The organism is Microbacterium sp. LMI1-1-1.1 (assembly GCF_040815675.1).
Lineage (GTDB): Bacteria > Actinomycetota > Actinomycetes > Actinomycetales > Microbacteriaceae > Microbacterium.
In genome coordinates, this window is record NZ_JBFPNN010000008.1 from 217,940 (window position 1) to 237,505 (window position 19,566).

The window sequence follows — 19,566 nt, forward strand, 5'->3', positions numbered from 1 at the left end:
CGTCTCGAAAGGAACGACATGCGCGTGATCGGAATCATCGGACTCGGCGAGGCGGGCTCGCTCTACGCCCGCGGGGCGGTCGAGGCCGGGTACGAGGTGCACGGCTACGACCCCGCCCCGACCCCGACGCCGGACGGGGTGGAGCGGGCGGCGACGCTCGACGCCCTGGCTGCGGCCGGCGACCTCGTCATCGTGCTCACCGGCGCGGCTCTGAGCCCCCGCATCGCGGCCGACGCCGCACCGCACCTGCGCCCCGGCGCGGTCTACGCCGACTTCACCACCGCCTCGCCCGAGGTCATGGTCGATGTCGCGGCCGTCGTGGAGGCGGCGGGCGCCCGTTTCGCCGACGTCGCGATTCTGGGTCCCGTGCCGACCAAGGGCGCGGCGACGGAGACGATCGTCAGCGGCGGAGCGGCGGCCGACGTGGCCGAGGTGCTGCGACGGTTCGGCTCGGACGTGGAGCTGATCGACGGGCCCGCCGGGGACGCCACGTCGCGCAAGCTCCTGCGCAGCGTCCTGATGAAGAGCCTCGCTGCGATCGTGATCGAGGCGCTCGAGGCCGGACGGGCCGCGGGCTGCGAGCCGTGGGTGCGGGCGCAGATCGCGGCGCAACTGTCGGGCGACGCGGAGGCGAAGATGGACCGGTACGAGACGGGCAGCCGCAAGCACGCCGTCCGTCGCGCCCACGAGATGGAGTCGGTCGTCGACTACCTCGGCAGCCTCGGCGTGGCCGCCGAGATGTCCGACGCCGCGCGCGCGGTGCTCACCCGCCTGGGGGCCGAGCGGTCCTGACCCGCCGGGCGGGTGTCGGGTGAATTGACGTGAAGCGGGTGGCCGCGGCACGACAGACTGGGCCCATGAGCGAGAACGTCGTCGAGGTCCGGGACCTGCGCAAGACCTACCGCGGCGGCGTCGAGGCGCTGCGCGGGGTCGCGTTCGAGATCCGACGAGGCGAGACGTTCGCGCTCCTGGGACCGAACGGCGCCGGCAAGAGCACCGTGATCGAGATCCTCGAGGGGTACCGCGACCGCACGAGCGGGGAGGTGCGGGTGCTCGGCGTCGATCCGCACCGCGGCGGTCTGGACTGGAAGGCCCGGCTCGGCATCGTGCTCCAGAACACGGGCGAGGCGCCGACGGCGACCGTGCGCGAGCTGCTCGCGCACTTCGCCTCCTTCTACCCGCGCCCGCGGGACGTCGACGAGGTGATCGCGGCCGTCGGACTCACCGAGAAGGCCAAGGTGTCGGTACGCAAGCTCTCCGGCGGTCAGCGTCGCCGCGTCGACGTGGCGCTCGGCATCGTCGGGCGTCCGGAGCTGCTGTTCCTCGACGAGCCGACGACCGGGTTCGACCCGGAGGTGCGCCGGCAGTTCTGGGACCTCATCCGCACGCTCCAAGCCGAGGGGACCTCCATCCTCCTCACGACCCACTACCTCGACGAGGCCGCCGAGCTGTCGGAACGCGCGGCCATCATCGTCGCGGGAGCCGTGGCATCCACCGGTCCCATCGACGAGCTCGGCGGGCCCGACGCCCGGGTGCCGCTCGTGCGCTGGCGCGAGGACGGTGTCGCCAAGGAGCGGCGGACGGACGACCCCGGGGCGCTCGTCGCCGCGCTGCACGCCCGGCTCGGCGAGCCGGACCGGCTGGAGGTGGTGCGCCCGAGCCTCGAGGACGTGTACCTGTCGTTCCTCGGCGCCGACGAGCGCCGCATCGCCGCGACGTCGGGTGGCCTCGCGTGAGCCGGGTGCTCCGGCTGGGTGTCGCGCGGATCGCCTTCGAGACGCGCTCGTACTTCCGGCAGGGCGACTCGGTCTTCTTCACCTTCCTGTTTCCGGTGATGATTCTGCTCATCTTCGCGGTGGCCTTCGACTCGCAGACCTTCGGCCCGCCCGGGGACGAGGTGGATGCCGCCCGGTTCTACCTCCCCGCCATGCTCGCCGCCGGGGTGCTGCTGTCGGGGCTGCAGAACATGTCGATCGACATCGCGATGGAGCGCAGCGACGGCACGCTCAAGCGCCTCGGGGGCACGCCGCTGAGCCCCGTGTCGTACTTCATCGGCAAGCTCGGGCAGGTGCTGATCACCGGCCTACTGCAGTCGGCGCTGCTCATCGCGGTCGCGGCGCTCGCCTTCGGCGTGCCGCTGCCGGACGACCCGGAACGGTGGCTGACCTTCGCGTGGGTGTTCCTGCTCGGAGTGACCACGTGCGCGATCCTCGGCATCGGACTGTCGGCCCTGCCGCGGACCGGTCGCAGCGCCACCGGCGTCGTCATCCCGATCGTGCTGCTGCTGCAGTTCATCTCGGGCGTCTACATCAACTTCTCGACGCTCCCGGAGTGGCTGCAGAACATCGCGAGCGTGTTCCCGCTGAAGTGGCTGGCGCAGGGTTTCCGGTCGGTGTTCCTGCCGGACTCCTTCGCCGCGGCCGAGCCGTCCGGGTCGTGGGACCACCCCCTCATCCTGCTCGTCACGGCCCTGTGGCTCGTCGTCGGGCTCGCGGTGGTGCGCCTCACCTTCCGCTGGATCCGCAAGGACGCCTGACCCGCGGGGTCTGCCGATAAACGCTCGCTGCCCCGAGAAACGCCGTGTGCGGGCGTTTCTCGGGGCAGGCGGCGTTTATCGGTGTGGGAGAGGGATGCCACGGCCTCCGAGCCGGTGTTTCCCGGGCGTTAAGTTTTCATCACTCGCTGAAACTTCTGAACGTTTCGCATTGACCGTCTCGCGACACGGGTGTTCTCTGGGCGCAGTTCCACTTGCATCCCACCTTGGGCGCGGAACGTCGCCCTTTCCCGAGAGGCTCCTGATGAAGAGAAGAATCGCGCTCGCCGTGCTCGCCGCCGGCGCTCTCGCGCTCGCCGGCTGCTCCGGCGGTGACGGCGGGGACACCGCGTCCGCCGACGCATCCATCCGCGTGGCGGTCACCGACCCGCAGCAGCTCATCCCCGGGCGGCAGTCGATCGCCTACGACTTCAACATGGCGGTCTGGTCGCCGCTGGCCTTCCTGCAGTCCGACGGCACCCTGGAGTACGTCCAGGCGGAGTCGATCGAGTCCGACGACGCGCAGACGTGGACCGTCACCCTCCGCGACGGGTGGACCTTCCAGGACGGCACCCCCGTCACCGCGCAGAGCTACGTCGACTCCTGGAACGCCGTGGCCTACGGGCCCAACGCCTTCGAGAACTCGGGGCAGCTGGCATCCATCGTCGGGTACGCCGACCTGAACCCGGCCGAGGGAGACCCCACGACGGATGCCATGTCGGGTCTCGCCGTCGTGGACGACCTGACCTTCACGGTGGAGCTCGTCAGCCCCGACGGACAGTTCCCGCTCCAGGTGACGCAGGCGCAGACGGCGTTCTTCCCGATGCCGGAGTCGGCACTGTCGGACTTCGACGCCTACAACACGCACCCCGTCGGCAACGGCCCCTTCGAGATGACGGGCGACTACGTCGAGAACGAGCCGATCACGGTGTCGGCCTACGACGACTTCGCGGGGGAGGCCCCCACCGTCGACGAGATCACTTTCGTCCCCTACACCGACTCCGAGACCGCCTACACCGACGTGCTCGCCGGCAACCTCGACGTCGCGGGCGTGCCCGCCAGCCGCCTTATCCAGGCGGGCACCGACTTCGGCGACCGCCTGTACTCCTTCGAGGCGCCCGGCATCTCGTTCCTCGGCCTGCCGCTGTGGAACGAGCAGTACCAGGACGTCCGCGTGCGCCAGGCGCTGTCGATGGCGATCGACCGGCAGACCATCATCGACCGCATCTACGGCGGCACGTACACCCCGGCGACGGCGTGGACCCCGGCGATCGAGCCCGGGACGCCCGAGGGCATCTGCGGCGAGTACTGCGAGTACGACCCGGATGCCGCGAAGGCGCTGCTCGACGAGGCGGGAGGGTTCGACGGGCCCCTCGAGATCACCTACCCCGGCGGCGGCGGACTGGACCCGCTCTACGAGGCCATCGCGAACCAGCTGCGGCAGAACCTCGGCATCGACGCGACCGCGACGCCGACCGCGGACTGGGCGGAGTTCCTGCAGAAGCGCACGGACGCCTCGCTCACCGGGCCGTTCTTCTCCCGCTGGGGAGCGCTGTACCCCAGCCAGCAGGCCACGCTGCGCGTGTTCTTCATCGAGGGCGGCGGCTGCGCGAACTGCATCCCGTTCTACGACCCCGAGGTGAGCGCGGCCATGCAGACCGCCGACGCCGACCTCAGCGGGGACGGAGAGGCGTACGCCGCGGTCCAGGACATCATCCAGGAGGAGTTCCCGGCCGTGCCGCTGTTCTTCGAGACGTACTCCTACGTGACCTCGGAGCGCGTCGCCGAGCTCGTGAGCTCGCCGGTGGGCAACCCGACCTACCGCGCGATCCAGCTGCGCTGACCTCCCCGGCAGGCGCGCGGAGCCCCCGCCCGCGCGCCGGCCGCCGACCCCCGGGACACCCATGCACCCCCTTCTCTCCCCCTCGCCCGTCCTGACGGGCTTCCCCACGGTCGACGCCCTCGAGTCCGCGTTCCTCGCCCTCGCCGAGGGCGCACCGCATCTCGTGCGCCGTCGCCTCCTCGGCCGCTCCCGGCTCGGCGAGCCCATCCCCGTCTACGAGATCGGCGACGGGCCGGCGCACGCCGTCGTCGCCGGGGGCGTGCACCCCAACGAGCCCATCGGCTTCCACACCGCCCTCGCCCTCGCCCGGCGGCTCGTCGCCGACGACGCCCTCCGCGGCGAGCTGGGCATGACCTTCCACATCGTCCCGTGCGTCGATCCGGACGGGACCCGCCTGAACGAGGGCTGGTTCGCCGCGCCCGGCGACCGCGGCGCGTACGGGCGGGCGTTCTACCGCCCCGCCCCGGACGAGCAGGTCGAGTGGAGCTTCCCGCTGTCGTACAAGCGGCTGCACTTCGACCGCGTGCTGCCCGAGACCCGGGCCCTCGCCGACCTCTTCGACACGGTCGAGCCGGCTCTGTTCGTCGGCCTGCACAACGCCGAGGTCGGCGGCGTGTACTTCTACGTGAACCGCGAGGACGACGCGCTCGTCCGCGAGCTGTCGTCGATCCCGGCACGCCACGGTCTGCCCCTCGACAACGGGGAGCCGGAGTCGCCCGACCTGGTGCGTCTCGGCGACGCCGTGTTCCGCTGCCCGACGGTCGCGGAGCGCTACGACTACGTCGAGTCGCTCGGGCTCGACCCGCTCGCGGAGGCGTCCGGGGGCGGCTCCGCCGACTACCTGCAGCGCTTCGGCACCCTCGTCATGGTCGCCGAGCTGCCCTATTGGACGCACGCCGACGTCGCGGACGACCGTCCGAGCGGCCTGCCGTACCGCCGTGTCGTCGCGGATCGCGCGCACCGGCTCCGCACCCTCGGCGAGACGCTGACGGGCGTGCTGTCCCGGGTGGATCCGCACCTGACGATCCCCAGCCCCTTCCTGCGCGGTGCACGCGCGTTCGCGCCGTTGATGGCGGTCCTCGCGGATGCCGAGGACGAGCGGGCGCGGCGTCTGACCGACGAGCGCGTCGCGACGCGTGCCGAGGTGTTCTCGAACGAGGACGCCGTGCGGTCCTTCCGCCTCCGGTTCGGGGGGATGCTCCTGCGCGCGCTGGAGGCGGAGTGCGCGGCGGGAGTCGCGCACGACACGGTGCGCCGCGAGCGCGACGCCTTCCGGCGCGTCTACGACGACTGGGTGGCCGAGGCCGAACAGGTGCCGCTCGACACCCTCCCGCTCGCCGACCTGGTCGGCGTGCAGCTGGACGCCCTGATGGCGGCGGCCCGCGCGGCGGTGACCGCGTGAGGTTCGCGCGCGCCGCCGGCGGGCGCCTGCTGGAGGTCGGCATCGTCTTCCTCGGCGTCACCTTCATCATCTACGCGATGGTCTACGCCCTCCCGGGCGACCCGATCGCGGCGCTGGGCGGGGACCGGCCGCTCCCGCCGACGGTCGTGGCCGAGCTGCGGCGGCAGTACCACCTCGACGATCCGCTCGTCCTGCAGTACCTGCGCTACCTCGGCGGACTGTTCACGGGAGATCTGGGGACCACCTTCGACGGCGTCGCGGTGGCCGACCGCATGGCCGCGCGCTGGCCGGTGACGATCACGCTCGCCGTCACGGCCTGGGTCATCGAGGTCGTGCTCGGTGTGCTCCTCGGTCTCGTCGCGGGCCTGCGCAAGGGCAGCTGGATCGACCGCGGCGTGCTGCTGACCACGATCCTCGCGACCTCGATCCCGATCTTCGTCGTCGCCGTCGGCGGGCAGCTGATCTTCGGCCTGCAGCTGAAGTGGCTCCCCATCGCCGGCACGACGGCGGGATGGCCGACGGCCTACCTCCTGCCCGCGGCCGTCATCGCGATCTTCGGCCTCGCCGCGATCGCGCGCCTCATGCGCGGCAGCGTCATCGACACGCTCCAGTCCGATTTCGTCCGGACCCTGCGTGCCAAGGGCGTCCCGCGTCGCACGATCGTCGGCACGCACGTCATGCGCAACTCCGTCGCCCCCGTCCTCACCTTCGTCGCCATCGACCTGGGCTACCTGCTCGGCGGCGCCGTCGTCGTCGAGGGCGTGTTCAACCTGCCGGGTATCGGGCAGCTGCTGTTCTCCGCGATCCGCACGCACGAGGGACCCACCGTGGTGGGGGTGGGCACGACGCTCATCCTCATCTTCCTGGCGCTCAGCCTGCTGGTCGACCTCGTCAACTCCGCCCTCGACCCGAGGATCCGCCATGTCTGAGATGATCGCCGCCACCGCAGCGGACCAGCCCACGCTCGTCGACCGCGGCCTCTGGTCCGTCCTGCGCCGCCGGGTGACGTTCTGGGCGCCCCTCGCCGTGCTCGCGGTGCTCGCGCTCGTCGCCGTCGCGCCCGGGCCGATCGCGATGCTCTCGGGCAGCGGGGACCCGCGCGCCTGCGACCTCGTCGACAGCGCCCTGCCGCCCGGGCCGGGACACCTGTTCGGGACCGACCTGCAGGGCTGCGACATCTACGCCAACGTCATCTTCGGCACCCGCACGTCGCTGTCCATCGGACTGCTGACGACGGCGCTCTGCCTCATCGTGGCGATCGTGCTCGGGACGATCGCCGGGTACGCCGGCGGCATCCTGGACACGATCATCTCCCGCCTCACCGACGTGTTCCTCGGGTTCCCGTTCATCCTGGGCGCGATCATCGTGCTGAACAGCCTCGGCCGGCCCGACCCCGTGCTGGTCTCGCTCGTTCTGGCCTTCTTCTCGTGGCCCACGATGGCCCGTCTGGTGCGCGGCGCGGTGCGGAGCGTCCGGGGCGCCGACTACGTGCGGGCGGCATCCGTCATCGGACTGTCGCACGTGCAGATCGTCCTCCGGCACGTGCTCCCCAACGCGATCGGGCCGGTGCTGGCGATCGCCGCCACCTTCGTCGGCGGTGTCATCGTCGCCGAGTCGACCCTCACCTTCCTCGGTGTGGGGCTGCGGGCGCCCACGATCTCCTGGGGCCTGCAGCTGGCGAACGCGCAGTCGTACGTCGGCACGGCGCCGCATATGCTCCTCTTTCCCGCCCTCTTCCTCAGCATCACCGTGCTCGCGCTCATCACCCTGGGCGACACCGTGCGCGACGCCCTCGACCCGAAAGGACGCTGACCGTGTCGACTCCTTCCTCCGCCCCCGCCGCGACCCTCGCCGACGCGACGGCCGCCGACGCGCCCGCCACCGCGCTCGCGGATGCGCCCACCGCCGCGCCCACCACGGCGCACCGTGACGCGGCCCCCAGCCGGTCGGACGCGGCGGACGGGACCGCCGCCCGCCGCGACGCGCTGCTCCGCGCCGGAGCCGCCTACGTCGCCCAGTGGATCGGGTTCCAGCACGAGCTGCGCGGGGTCCCCGGCATCCAGGTCGCCATCCGCCACCGCGGGGAGCTCCTCCTCGACGAGGCGTGGGGGGTCGCGGATGCCACGACGTCCGAGCCCCTCACCACGGGGCACCTCTTCCGCATCGCCTCGCACTCCAAGACGTTCACGGCCACCGCGGTCCTGCAGCTCGTCGAGCGCGGGACGCTGCGCCTGGACGACCCGGTGTCACGGTGGCTGCCCGAGCTGGCGGACGCCGAGGTGGGCCCGGTCACCGTGCGCGAGCTCCTCGGGCACCAGGGCGGGGTCATCCGAGACGGCGTCGTCGCCGACTTCTGGCAGCGCGGCCTGCCCTTCCCTGACGGTGCCGAGATCCTGCGCATGGCGGCCGAGGAGGGGCGCGTCTTCGCCCCGAACGAGCACTTCAAGTACTCCAACGTCGGATATTCGCTGCTCGGTCTCGTGATCGAGGCGGCGACGGGACGGACGTACGGGCAGTACGTGACCGACGAGATCGTCCGTCCGCTCGGTCTGGACGACCTGGGACCCGAATGGGATGCCGACCGGGCCGACGAGTACGCCTCCGGCCACACCGCGGCGCTGCAGGCGGGGGCGCCCCGGCGCGTCATCCCGCACGTCGACACGCGGGCGATGGCGGCGGCCACGGGATGGTTCGGCACGGCCCGCGACCTCTCCGCGTACTTCGCCGCGCACGCCCCCGGCGAGGAGACGCTGCTGTCCGAGGGGTCGCGGCGCCTGCTGCAGCGCCGGGAGTCGGACATCGAGTACGCGGGCGTGCTGCGGCACTACGGGCTCGGCTTCGACGTGCGCGACCTCGACGGGGCGAGCCTGATCGGACACAGCGGCGGCTATCCCGGGCACATCACGCGCACGTGGCTCGACCTGGACGACGACATCGTCGTCAGCGTCCTCACCAACGCCATCGACGGTCCGGCCGACGTGCTCGCGACCGGGGCCGTCGGCATCCTGCGCCTCGCTCTCGCCCAGCTCGACCGCGAGCCGGGCGCGGCGGACATCACCGGGCGGTTCGCGAGCATGTGGAGCGTCGCCGATCTCGTCGACCTCGGCGGCGCCCTCGCGGTGCTGCACCCGGCCGACCCCGACCCGGCCCGATCGGCCGAGGTGCTCGAGGTCGACGCCGACGGGACGCTGCGCATGCCCGCGCGGGCCAGCTTCGGCGCCAGCGGCGAGCCGATGGGCGTCGAGCGCGACGACGCGGGGGAGGTCGTCTCGATCCGGCTGAGCGGCATGTCCATGTGGCCGTACGACCGGTATCGCTACGCTCTGTCGACGGAGCAGCCGTCGGAGCTGCTGAAGGGGATGGCCTTGTGAACGACGAGGGACACGCCGAGCCCACCGGTCCGCTGGACGAGGCCGTGAGCGCCTTCGTGGAGGACTTCGCGTACGCCTGGGGTGCGGCCGGGAACCCGCGGATGGAGGGCCGCGTCCTCGCCCTCCTCCTGATCGTCGACGAGCCGTACCTGTCGTCGGCCCGGATCGCCGATCTGCTGCAGGCCAGCGCCGGTGCGGTGTCGATGTCGACCCGCGCGCTCGTGAACCTCGGCTTCCTCAAGCGCCACGCCATCCCGGGCGACCGCAGCCACTACTTCCGCACCGAGGACGACGTGTGGGGCGGGTTCCTCGCGGGGGAGCGGGACTACGTCCGGCGCATCAACTCCACCCTCGAGTTCGGCCTCGACGTCCTCCCCGAGGACGCCTCCCGGCCGCGCACGCGACTCACGAACGCCCTGCGGTACATGACGTGGCTCGTCGGCCACCACCGGAAGATGCTCGCCGAATGGCAGGAGTACCGCGACAGCACGGCGGGCGCCGCCGCCCCCGGGGGCGCCGCGGGCGAGACCCCCGTCGAGCCGGCACGCCGGGAGGTCGGCTCGTGAGCGCGCCCGTGCTGGAGGTCACCGGACTCGAGGTCGTCTTCGAGGTCGGGACCGAGAAGATCGTCGCCGTGTCGGGACTGGACCTCACGGTCGGGCACGGCGAGATCGTCGCGCTCGTCGGCGAGTCCGGGTCGGGCAAGAGCGTGAGCGCCCTGGCCCTCGTCGGACTCCTCCCCGAGCGCGCCCGCGTCCGCGGGACGGCCCTGTTCGACGGTGTGGACCTGCTCGCCCTCGACGAGGTCCGGCTCAACGCGATCCGCGGCTCCCGCATCGCCGTCGTGTTCCAGGACCCGATGAACGCCCTCGACCCGGTCTTCCCCATCGGGCACCAGATCGACGAGGTGCTGCGCGTGCACCGCCCGGAGATGGACCGCGCCGCCCGGCGCGCCCGCGTCATCGAGCTCCTCACCATGGTGGAGATCCCGGATGCCGCCGCGCGCGTGCGCTCGTATCCGCACCAGATGTCGGGGGGTCAGGCCCAGCGCGTCATGATCGCGATGGCCCTCGCCTGCGACCCGGAGCTGATCATCGCCGACGAGCCGACGACCGCGCTGGACGTGACCGTCCAGCGCGAGGTGCTGGACGTCATGCGACGGCTGCGCGAGCGGACCGGGACGGCGATGCTCCTCATCACGCATGACATGGGCGTGGTGGCCGACATGGCCGACAGCGTCGTGGTCCTGCGCCGCGGAGAGGTGCAGGAGCACGCCGACGTGCAGCGCATCTTCGACGCGCCCGCGGCGCCGTACACGCGACAGCTCCTCTCGGCGGTCCCGCGCCTCGGCGCCTCCGAACGTGCCGTCGCCGCGGCCGAGGGCGAGCCGGTCCTCGACGTGCAGGGACTGACGGTCGTGTACGGCCGCGGGGCCCGCGCGCTCACCGCGGTCGACGACGTCGACCTGCGGATCCACCGCGGCCAGACGACGGCGCTGGTGGGGGAGTCGGGGTCGGGCAAGAGCACGATCGGCATGTGCGCGCTGGGCCTGGCGCCCATCACCGCGGGACGCGTGCTCATCGACGGCGTCGACCTCCGCGGGGCCCGCCGCGCCGAGGCGCTCGCGGTGAAGAGGTCGGTCGGGGTCGTGTTCCAGAACTCCACGGCGGCCCTGGACCCCCGGATGAGCATCGGGGCGTCGATCGCCGAGCCGCTCCGCGCCCACACCGACCTGTCCTCGCGGGACCGCGAGGCGCGCGTCGGCGCCCTCCTGTCGGACGTCGAGCTCCCGGCATCCTGGGCCCGCCGTTTCCCCCACGAGCTCTCGGGCGGTCAGCGGCAGCGCGTCGCGATCGCGCGGGCCATCGCTCTCGAGCCCCGTCTGCTCGTGGCCGACGAGCCCACCTCGGCGCTCGACGTGTCGGTGCAGGCGACGGTGCTCGAGCTCCTGCGGCGTCTCCAGGAGGAGCTGCGGTTCGCCTGCCTCTTCATCAGCCACGACCTGGCGGTGGTCGACCAGCTGAGCGATCGCGTCGTCGTGCTGCGGCGCGGCCGGATCGTCGAAGAGGGCCCCCGCCGCGAGGTGCTCGCGGCGCCGCGCGAGCAGTACACGCGGGCGCTCATCGCGGCCGTGCCCGTGCCCGATCCGCGGGAGCAGGCCCGGCGCCGGTCGGCGGCCTGAGCACCCGCCCGGTGCGCACGCGTGCGGCCCCGGTGTCGGCGGTCGCCGATAGCGTGGACTCATGGTCGGTTATCGCTACCTCGGAAACAGTGGATTCAAGATCTCGGAGATCACCCTCGGCAACTGGGTGACGCACGGCTCGCAGGTCGGCGACGACGCCGCCGTCAAGACGGTGCACGCGGCGCTCGACGCGGGCATCACCACCTTCGACACGGCGGACACGTACGCCAACACCGCCGCTGAGACGGTGCTCGGCAAAGCGCTCGAGGGTCAGCGCCGCGAGTCGCTCGAGATCTTCACGAAGGTGTACTTCCCGACCGGCCCCATGGGTCCGAATGACACCGGCCTGAGCCGCAAGCACATCATGGACTCCATCAACGGGTCGCTGAAGCGCCTCGGCACCGACTACGTCGACCTCTACCAGGCCCACCGCTTCGACTACGAGACCCCGCTCGAGGAGACGTTCCAGGCCTTCGCCGACCTCGTCCGCCAGGGCAAGGTCCTCTACATCGGCGTCTCGGAGTGGACCGCCGAGCAGCTGCGTGAAGGACACAAGCTCGCCAAGGACCTCGGCATCCAGCTCATCTCGAACCAGCCGCAGTACTCGATGCTGTGGCGCGTCATCGAGGGCAAGGTCGTCCCCACGAGCGAAGAGCTCGGGATCTCGCAGATCGTCTGGTCGCCGATGGCGCAGGGCGTGCTCAGCGGCAAGTATCTGCCCGGGCAGCCGGTTCCGGAGGGCTCGCGCGCGACCGACGAGAAGAGCGGCGCCAACTTCATCAAGCGCTTCCTCCGCGACGACGTCCTCGAGGCCGTGCAGAAGCTGAAGCCGATCGCCGAGGAGGCGGGCCTGTCGATGCCGCAGCTCGCGATCGCCTGGGTGCTGCAGAACCCGAACATCGCGGCCGCTCTCGTGGGCGCCTCGCGGCCGGAGCAGCTGGCGGACACGGTCAAGGCCTCGGGCGTGACGCTCGATGGCGACACCCTGGCCGCCATCGACGCGGCGCTGGGCGACGCGGTCTTCTCGGACGCCGAGAACACCTACGAGGTCTCTCCCAAGAAGCGCCTGGTCTGACCGCACGGACGAGCGGGTCGGGCGTGCGCGCCCGGCCCGCTTCTCCGTACCCGGGCCCCGCGCTGGGCCCCGCCTCAGGCGCCGCTCAGGAGACGGCAGGGATCGCGTCGTACCCTGAGCGAATGTCCTTTTCCGCTCACCGGCCCGGCCGCTTCGGCTCCGACGGCCGCATCGAGTTCACAACGGACGAGGAACGCGCGCAGTACCTCGACGAATTCCTCGCCGCGCAGAACGCGGCGGAGCATCCCGCCGAGCCGCAGGATCACACCGCCGAGCCGTGGGGAGCCCCGCCGGCCGACGACGAGACCCTGCCCCTCGACCGCACGCCGGCGGAGACCGACCCCGTGTCCTCGCAGCCCGCGTCCGACCCGGTGGTCGAGGAGCAGCCGGCGTCCGACCCGGTGGTCGAGGAGCAGCCCGCGTCCGAGCCGGCCGCCGAGGAGCGCGCCCGGGAGCTCGACGCGGTCGCGCTCGCCGTCCCCGCGCCGGAGGACCCCCGGCCCCCGCGTCTGCGCCGCGCCGACCCGCGGCGACCGAGTCTGTCGATGGTCCGCCGCATGGCCGTGCTCGGCGGTGCCGACAACGACGTCCTGGACGAGGTCCCGGAGGAGACGCCGCGATTCGTCCAGATGTTCTTCGTGCTGTTCGGCACGGCACTCGTCTCGGCCCTGTCGATGATGTTCGCGTTGCTCACCGGCGTGCGCGTGGCGATCTGGCTCGCCGTCCCCCTCGCCATCGTGTGGGGCCTCATCATCTTCAACCTCGACCGCTTCCTCACCTCGACCATGCGGTCGACGAAGAACATCGGACGGCTCCTCGGCCTCGCCGTCCCCCGCGTCATCATGGCGGCGCTCATCGGCATCGTCGTCGCGGAGCCGCTGGTGCTGCAGATCTTCCAGAACGACATCACCCGCGAGGTCAACTCCACGAACGTGACGCAGGCGCTCACCGACCAGGACGCGATCCTGAACGGTCCCGAGAAGCAGGCGCTCGACGCGGCCAGCGCCCAGGTCAGTGCGCTCGAGAACCAGGCGGCGACGGGCATCGTCGCCGGCACGTCATCGACGTCCGCCGAGTCCGCCGCGGCCCAGCAGACCGTCGACCAGCTCACCCAGCAGCTCGCCGCCCAGCAGACCGTCATCGACCAGGCGCGCGCGGTGTACCAGTGCGAGCTCACGGGGCAGGGGGCCGGCACGGTGCCCGGCTGCACCGGGGTGGCCGGTGACGGCGCGAGCTCGGATGCCGCCCAGGCCCAGCTGCAGCAGGCGCAGTCGTCCTACGACGCGCTGTCGTCGCAGCTGCAGCAGGCCCAGCAGGCGCTCACTGCCGCCAACGCGGCGGGTACGGACGCCGCCGCCTCCTCGGCCGAGCAGAACAAGGCGCAGGCGGAGGACCAGCTGCCGGCGGCCCGCGCCCAGTACGAGGCGGCGCTCGCCGCCTACAACGAGCGCACGTCCTCGGTCGCCGGCGGCAACGCGCAGGCCATGGGTCTGCTGTCGCAGATCACCGCGTTGGAGAGGCTCGGAGAGCGCGAGCCCGTCCTGAAGTGGGCGCACTGGTTGATCGCCGCACTGTTCTTCATGATCGAGCTGCTGCCCGTGCTCGTGAAGGTGCTGACCGGCTTCGGCGGACCGTCGCTGTACGAGCGGGCGGAGAAGATGCGCGGCCAGGTCGCCCTCGACCGCGTCACCGCACGGACGTTCCGCAAGCGGGCCGACATCATCACCGACGAGGCGACGCGGGTCCCGGCGGCGACGGCCTGATGGTCGCCTGGAGTGCGGGGCTTCTGCTGTACCGGCTGACGCCCGCCCCCGAGGTGCTCATCGCCCACATGGGCGGACCGTTCTGGGCGTCGAAGGACGCCGGCGCCTGGTCGGTCCCCAAGGGCGAGTTCGACCCGGAGACCGAGAGCGCACGCGACGCCGCCCGCCGCGAGTTCGCGGAGGAGCTCGGCGTCGAGCCGCCGGCGGGGGAGTGGGCCGAGCTCGGCACCTACCCCACCTCGTCCGGCAAGAAGGTGGTCGTCTTCGTCGCCGACGGCTCCGAGTTCACCGCCACCGACTTCGTCTACGGCGAGTTCGAGATGGAATGGCCGCCCCGCTCGGGGCGGACGGCCTCCTTCCCCGAGGTCGACAGGGCGGAATGGATGCCGCTGGACGTCGCCCGCGACCGCCTCGTGAAGGGTCAGCGGCCCGCTCTGGACGCACTCGCCGCCGCCCTCGACCGCGCCTGACCCGGCGTGTCCCCCTTTGTGCAGCGACGAGGTGTCGAATCTGCACGAGGGGGACATGCCGGTCAGGCCGAAGGCCGACGGCGCCGGGTCAGGCGGGCGTCACGGCCGCAGGAGGACCTTGCCGATGCGCGGCGACAGGCTCGTCGTGACCGCCTCGGCGATGTCGTCGAGGCCGAAGGTCGCCGCGACGGGCAGGGTCACGGTGCCGTCCCCGAGGTAGCGGGCGAGCTCGCCGAACAGGGCCGCGCGGGTGGTGGCATCCATCGTCTTGCTCACGACGCTGCCCCAGAACCCCTTCACGGTCGCCTGGCGGAAGATGATGTCGCCCGCGGAGAGCTCGAGCTTCCCGGCGCCCATCGAGCCGAAGATCACGAGCGTGCCGTTCTCGGAGAGCAGCGACAGCACGTCGTTGCTGGCCGAGCCGCCGACCGAGTCGACGCCCGCCACGATGCGCGCGCCGTCCGCGAGGGCGAGCGCCCGGTCGCGCCAGCCGTCGTCGTCGGTGGAGACGATGTTCTCGATCCCCTGCTCCGCGAGCTCGGCGACGGCGCTCGCGCGACGGACGAGACCGATCACGTGGATGCCACGGGCACGGGCGATCTGCGCGACCATGCGGCCGACCGCGCCGTTCGCGGTGTTCTGGACGATCCAGTCGCCGGGGGCGAGGTCGAGGGAGTGGAGGAGGCTGATGGCGCTGAAGGGCATGGCGACGAGCTGCGCGGCGACCTCGTCGGACAGGGCGTCCGCGACGGGGATGAGCGCCGCGGCCGGCGCGAGCACGTACTCGGCCCATACGCCGAAGGTCCCGCCGGTGGCGACGCGCTGTCCCACGGTCAGTCCCTCGACGCCGTCGCCGAGCGCGTCCACGACGCCGACCGCCTCGGTGCCGGCCCGCGCGGGGAGCTCGGGCTTGTAGCCGTAGGTGCCACGGACGGTCCACAGGTCGTGGTTGTGGATGGGGGACAGGGTGACGCGCACGCGCACCTCGCCCGGCCCGGGCTCGGGCGTGGCGACCTCCTCGACGGCCAGGACGTCGGCGGGCTCTCCGAACTCGTGGTGGATGATCGCGCGCATGGGTTCCTCCCGTGGTTATTTTGTAACGACCGGTCTAATATAGACCCCGACGACGAGGAGCGGCACCCATGGGCAGGACGGCGACCTTCGACCGCGGACAGGTGGTCGACGCGGCGCGCGACGTCTTCTGGCAGCGCGGCTACGCCGAGACGGGCGTCGTCGAGCTGGAGGAGGCCACGGGCCTGACCCGCTCGAGCCTGTACAACGCCTTCGGCAGCAAGAGGGGTCTCTTCGACGCGGTGCTCGCGGCGTACCTCGACGACGTCGTTCGCACGCGCCTGCGCCCGCTCGGCGGTGGCGACCCCGGGGCCCTCGAGGCCTACGTCGACGAGATGCGCGCGGCCATCGCGGCCGACACCCCGCGCGCGCGGGCGGGATGCCTCCTCCTCAACGCCGGGTGCGCGCCCCTCGCGTCCGACGACGCGGACCTGCGCCGCCTGGTGTCGGGCTACGCGGCCGAGATGCGCGCGGCGATCCGGGCCGCGGTTGCCGACCGCCGACCCGACCTGGACCCGGATGCCACGGACGCGCTGGCGGCGGTCTGCTCCTCGCTCGTCGTGGCCGGGCTGACGCTGGCCCGGGCCGACCGCGACGCCGCGGTCGCCACGCTGGGCTCCGTCGCGTCGACGCTGGAGGCGTGGGCGTAGCACCCCGCCGTGCCCTTGTATACGCAGAGCCCCCGATGACCGGCCGGATCGGCCATAATCGGTAGCAATGTATACAGAGGCCGGATCATGAGGGCGGGTGACGGGGCGTACTCCCGACTGCTCGACGAGATCCAGACCGGCGTCCTCGCCCCGGGCGCCGTCCTCGCCGAGGTCGAGCAGGCGGCACGCCTCGGCGTGAGTCGCACGCCCCTCCGCGAGGCCCTGCGCCGGCTCGCCTCCGACGGGCTCGTGACGCAGGCCTCACCGCGGGTGACGGTCGTCGCCGGCATCGATGCGGACGACATCCGTGCCCTGTTCGAGCTGCGCCGGGCCCTGGAGTCCGAGGCATCCCGTCTCGCCGCCCACCGCGCCGACCGCCGGGCGTTCCGCGCCCTCGCCGCCGAGTTCGACGGCATCGACACCGACGACACCGACGGGTACTACGCGCTCATCGCCCGCTTCGACGCCGCCATCGATGCGGCGGTCGACAACAGCTACCTCTCCGCGTCGCTGCGCAGCGTCCGCATGCACCTCGTGCGGGTGCGGCGCATGGCGCGCTTCAACCCCCTGCGCCTCTCGGCCTCGGCGCGAGAGCATCGACTGATCGCGCACGCGATCGGCGACGGCGACCCCGAGCTCGCCGTCCACGCCACCCACGTGCACCTGCACAACGCCCTCACCACCATCCTCGAAGCCCTGACGGAGGACCCCTCATGACGATCACCCACCACGTGCGCGTGCACCGCAGCGACGAGAACCTCGCCCGCGAGGGACAGCTGGCGTGGGCGCTCGCCCGGGTCGCCGTGGACCCCGTCGCCGTGGACGACGACGTCGTCGACATGATCGTCAACCGCCTCATCGACAACGCGGCCGTCGCAGCCGCGTCGCTGTCGCGGCAGCCGGTCAGCGCGGCGCGCCAGCAGGCGCTCGATCACGCCGTGTCCATCGGCGGCGTGGGCGCGACCGTCTTCGGCTGCGCCCTCGAGCGCCGCTCGAGCCCCGAGTGGGCCGCCTGGGCCAACGGCGTCGCCGTGCGGGAGCTCGATTACCACGACACCTTCCTCGCTGCGGACTACTCGCACCCCGGCGACAACATCCCGCCCGTGCTGGCGGTCGCCCAGCACACGCGCCGCGACGGTGCCGCGGTGGTGCGCGCCCTCGCCACGGCGTACGAGATCCAGATCGACCTCGTCCGGGCCATCTCGCTGCACGCGCACAAGATCGACCACGTCGCCCACCTCGGCCCCGCGGCCGCCGCCGGCATCGGCACTCTGCTCGACCTCGACCAGGAGACCATCTACCAGGCCATCGGTCAGGCCCTCCACACCACGACCGCGACTCGCCAGTCGCGGAAGGGCGAGATCTCGACCTGGAAGGCCCACGCCCCCGCCTTCGCCGGGAAGATGGCGATCGAGGCCGTCGACCGCGCCATGCGGGGCGAGACCAGCCCCTCCCCGATCTACGAGGGCGAGGACGGCGTCATCGCCTGGATGCTCGACGGTCCGGACGCCTCCTACGACGTGCCCCTCCCCGCCGAGGGCGAGTCGAAGCGCGGCATCCTCGACTCCTACACGAAGGAGCACTCGGCCGAGTACCAGGCGCAGGCCTGGATCGACCTGGCCCGCCGCCTCGGCACGGAGCGCCCCGAACTGCGCGACCCCGCCAAGGTGGCATCCATCGTCCTGCACACCAGCCACCACACGCACTACGTCATCGGCTCCGGCGCGAACGACCCGCAGAAGTACGACCCGACCGCCTCGCGCGAGACGCTGGACCACTCGATCCCGTACATCTTCGCGGTCGCGCTGCAGGACGGCGCGTGGCACCACGTCGACTCCTACACCCCCGAGCGCGCGGGCCGGGAGGACACCGTCGCGCTGTGGCACAAGGTCACCACGGACGAGGACGCGGAGTGGACCCGCCGCTACCACTCCGAGGACCCGAACGAGAAGGCGTTCGGCGGCCGCGTCGTGATCACTCTGACCGACGGATCGACCGTCGAGGACGAGATCGCCGTCGCCGACGCCCACCCCCTCGGGGCCCGGCCGTTCGCGCGCGAGGACTACATCCGCAAGTTCCGCACGCTCGCCGAGCCGGTGCTGCTGCCGGAGGAGATCGAGCGCTTCCTCGCGCTCGTGCAGCGCCTGCCCGAGCTGACCGCCGACGAGGTGCAGCACCTCTCCATCGTGGCCAAGCCCGGGGTGCTGGCCCTCGCCCCGGCTCCGAAGGGCCTGTTCTGATGCTGTACGCCCAGGCCACCGCGGCCGAGAAGCGTCGCGCGCTGCGCGAGAGGCTGGCATCCGGGGACCTCGTCCGGATGCCGGGGGCCTTCAATCCCCTCTCGGCCCGCCTGATCGAGCGCAAGGGCTTCGACGGCGTCTACATCTCGGGCGCCGTCATCTCGGCCGACCTGGGGCTGCCCGACATCGGGCTCACGACCCTCACCGAGGTCGCCGGACGCGGCGGGCAGATCGCCCGCATGACCGAGCTGCCCGCGATCATCGACGCCGACACCGGGTTCGGCGAGCCGATGAACGTCGCCCGCACGATCCAGACGCTAGAGGACGCGGGGCTCGCCGGTGCCCACATCGAGGACCAGGTCAACCCGAAGCGCTGCGGTCACCTCGACGGCAAGAGCGTCGTGGACGCCGACACCGCGGTCAAGCGCATCCGGGCGGCCGTCGACGGTCGGCGCGATCCGAACTTCCTCGTCATGGCCCGCACCGACGTGCGGGCGGTGGAGGGACTGGATGCCGCGATCGACCGCGCGAAGGCCCTCGTCGATGCGGGCGCGGACGCGATCTTCCCCGAGGCGATGCGCGACCTGGGGGAGTTCGAGGCGATGCGCTCGGCTCTGGACGTGCCGATCCTGGCGAACATGACCGAGTTCGGGAAGTCGGAGCTGTTCTCCACCGCCCAGCTGCGCGACGCGGGCGTGAACCTGGTCATCTGGCCGGTGTCGCTGCTCCGCCTCGCGATGGGCGCGGCGGGACGGGGCCTGGACGCCTTGGCATCCGAGGGTCATCTGCGCGACCAGCTGGGGGACATGCAGCATCGCGCCGACCTGTACGACCTCATCGACTACGAGGGCTACACCCGCTTCGACGCCGACGTGTTCGACTTCACCGTCGAGCGCTAGCCGGCATCCGTGTCCTCTTATGTGCAGCGGGAGGGCAGGTTCTCCGCACATAGTGGGACACGGATGC

At 72.0% G+C, this 19,566-nt stretch carries 18 protein-coding genes; 17 read left to right on the forward strand and 1 reads right to left on the reverse strand.

The genetic code is table 11. The features are described 5' to 3' along the window. Positions 1 to 18 precede the first annotated feature (18 nt). The 13 genes from MRBLMI1_RS10725 to MRBLMI1_RS10785 all read left to right on the forward strand — a co-directional run bounded on the left by MRBLMI1_RS10725 (position 19) and on the right by MRBLMI1_RS10785 (position 14,639). Positions 19 to 792, forward strand: a complete 774-nt coding sequence (locus MRBLMI1_RS10725; protein WP_367732494.1) for an NAD(P)-binding domain-containing protein — start codon at positions 19 to 21, stop codon at positions 790 to 792. A gap of 65 nt (positions 793 to 857) precedes the next feature. Then, positions 858 to 1,736: an ABC transporter ATP-binding protein gene (locus tag MRBLMI1_RS10730; RefSeq protein WP_367732496.1), complete on the forward strand. Its 879-nt coding sequence runs from the start codon at positions 858 to 860 to the stop codon at positions 1,734 to 1,736. Further along, a complete protein-coding gene (locus MRBLMI1_RS10735; RefSeq protein WP_367732498.1) occupies positions 1,733 to 2,536 on the forward strand; it encodes an ABC transporter permease in 804 nt (267 codons plus the stop codon). Before MRBLMI1_RS10730 ends, MRBLMI1_RS10735 begins: the two co-directional genes overlap by 4 nt. 262 nt (positions 2,537 to 2,798) lie before the next feature. Beyond that, complete coding sequence (locus tag MRBLMI1_RS10740; protein ID WP_367732500.1) at positions 2,799 to 4,376, forward strand: peptide ABC transporter substrate-binding protein; 1,578 nt, start codon at positions 2,799 to 2,801, stop codon at positions 4,374 to 4,376. Positions 4,377 to 4,437: 61 nt separating this feature from the next. Next, positions 4,438 to 5,778, forward strand: a complete 1,341-nt coding sequence (locus tag MRBLMI1_RS10745; RefSeq protein WP_367732502.1) for a M14 family zinc carboxypeptidase — start codon at positions 4,438 to 4,440, stop codon at positions 5,776 to 5,778. Further along, positions 5,775 to 6,707, forward strand: a complete 933-nt coding sequence (locus MRBLMI1_RS10750) for an ABC transporter permease (RefSeq protein ID WP_367732504.1) — start codon at positions 5,775 to 5,777, stop codon at positions 6,705 to 6,707. Before MRBLMI1_RS10745 ends, MRBLMI1_RS10750 begins: the two co-directional genes overlap by 4 nt. After that, positions 6,700 to 7,590: an ABC transporter permease gene (locus MRBLMI1_RS10755; RefSeq protein WP_367732506.1), complete on the forward strand. Its 891-nt coding sequence runs from the start codon at positions 6,700 to 6,702 to the stop codon at positions 7,588 to 7,590. Before MRBLMI1_RS10750 ends, MRBLMI1_RS10755 begins: the two co-directional genes overlap by 8 nt. Positions 7,591 to 7,592: 2 nt before the next feature. Beyond that, entirely contained in the window at positions 7,593 to 9,149 is a 1,557-nt protein-coding gene (locus MRBLMI1_RS10760; RefSeq protein ID WP_367732508.1) for a serine hydrolase domain-containing protein, read from the forward strand. After that, the gene (locus tag MRBLMI1_RS10765) at positions 9,146 to 9,715 is read left to right on the forward strand and encodes a GbsR/MarR family transcriptional regulator (RefSeq protein ID WP_367732510.1); all 570 of its coding nucleotides are present in this window, start codon (positions 9,146 to 9,148) and stop codon (positions 9,713 to 9,715) included. The genes MRBLMI1_RS10760 and MRBLMI1_RS10765 overlap by 4 nt, the downstream gene beginning before the upstream one ends. Continuing rightward, positions 9,712 to 11,331 carry an ABC transporter ATP-binding protein gene (locus tag MRBLMI1_RS10770; RefSeq protein WP_367732512.1) on the forward strand — a complete coding sequence of 540 codons (1,620 nt, stop codon included), beginning with the start codon at positions 9,712 to 9,714 and terminating at the stop codon, positions 11,329 to 11,331. Before MRBLMI1_RS10765 ends, MRBLMI1_RS10770 begins: the two co-directional genes overlap by 4 nt. Positions 11,332 to 11,392: 61 nt before the next feature. Continuing rightward, on the forward strand, positions 11,393 to 12,406 hold the full coding sequence (locus MRBLMI1_RS10775; RefSeq protein ID WP_367732514.1) for an aldo/keto reductase family protein: 1,014 nt from the start codon (positions 11,393 to 11,395) through the stop codon (positions 12,404 to 12,406). 122 nt (positions 12,407 to 12,528) lie between these two features. Continuing rightward, on the forward strand, positions 12,529 to 14,169 hold the full coding sequence (locus MRBLMI1_RS10780) for a DUF4407 domain-containing protein (protein WP_367732518.1): 1,641 nt from the start codon (positions 12,529 to 12,531) through the stop codon (positions 14,167 to 14,169). After that, the gene (locus MRBLMI1_RS10785) at positions 14,169 to 14,639 is read left to right on the forward strand and encodes an NUDIX domain-containing protein (protein WP_367732520.1); all 471 of its coding nucleotides are present in this window, start codon (positions 14,169 to 14,171) and stop codon (positions 14,637 to 14,639) included. Before MRBLMI1_RS10780 ends, MRBLMI1_RS10785 begins: the two co-directional genes overlap by 1 nt. Positions 14,640 to 14,738: 99 nt before the next feature. Here the strand turns inward: MRBLMI1_RS10785 and MRBLMI1_RS10790 are convergent, their stop codons facing one another. Next, positions 14,739 to 15,713 (reverse strand): zinc-binding dehydrogenase, encoded by a 975-nt coding sequence (locus MRBLMI1_RS10790; RefSeq protein ID WP_367732522.1) that lies wholly within the window; start codon positions 15,711 to 15,713, stop codon positions 14,739 to 14,741. A gap of 68 nt (positions 15,714 to 15,781) precedes the next feature. Between MRBLMI1_RS10790 and MRBLMI1_RS10795 the strand changes: the two genes are divergently transcribed. The 4 genes from MRBLMI1_RS10795 (at position 15,782) to prpB (ending at position 19,499) form a co-directional block, all read left to right on the forward strand. Further along, positions 15,782 to 16,360, forward strand: coding sequence for a TetR/AcrR family transcriptional regulator (locus tag MRBLMI1_RS10795; protein WP_367732524.1), 579 nt, complete (start codon positions 15,782 to 15,784; stop codon positions 16,358 to 16,360). An 87-nt stretch (positions 16,361 to 16,447) separates the two neighbouring features. Next, complete coding sequence (locus MRBLMI1_RS10800) at positions 16,448 to 17,077, forward strand: GntR family transcriptional regulator (RefSeq protein ID WP_367732526.1); 630 nt, start codon at positions 16,448 to 16,450, stop codon at positions 17,075 to 17,077. Beyond that, the gene (locus MRBLMI1_RS10805) at positions 17,074 to 18,600 is read left to right on the forward strand and encodes an MmgE/PrpD family protein (RefSeq protein ID WP_367732528.1); all 1,527 of its coding nucleotides are present in this window, start codon (positions 17,074 to 17,076) and stop codon (positions 18,598 to 18,600) included. Before MRBLMI1_RS10800 ends, MRBLMI1_RS10805 begins: the two co-directional genes overlap by 4 nt. Then, the gene (prpB, locus tag MRBLMI1_RS10810; protein ID WP_367732530.1) at positions 18,600 to 19,499 is read left to right on the forward strand and encodes a methylisocitrate lyase; all 900 of its coding nucleotides are present in this window, start codon (positions 18,600 to 18,602) and stop codon (positions 19,497 to 19,499) included. Before MRBLMI1_RS10805 ends, prpB begins: the two co-directional genes overlap by 1 nt. Positions 19,500 to 19,566: the final 67 nt, after the last annotated feature.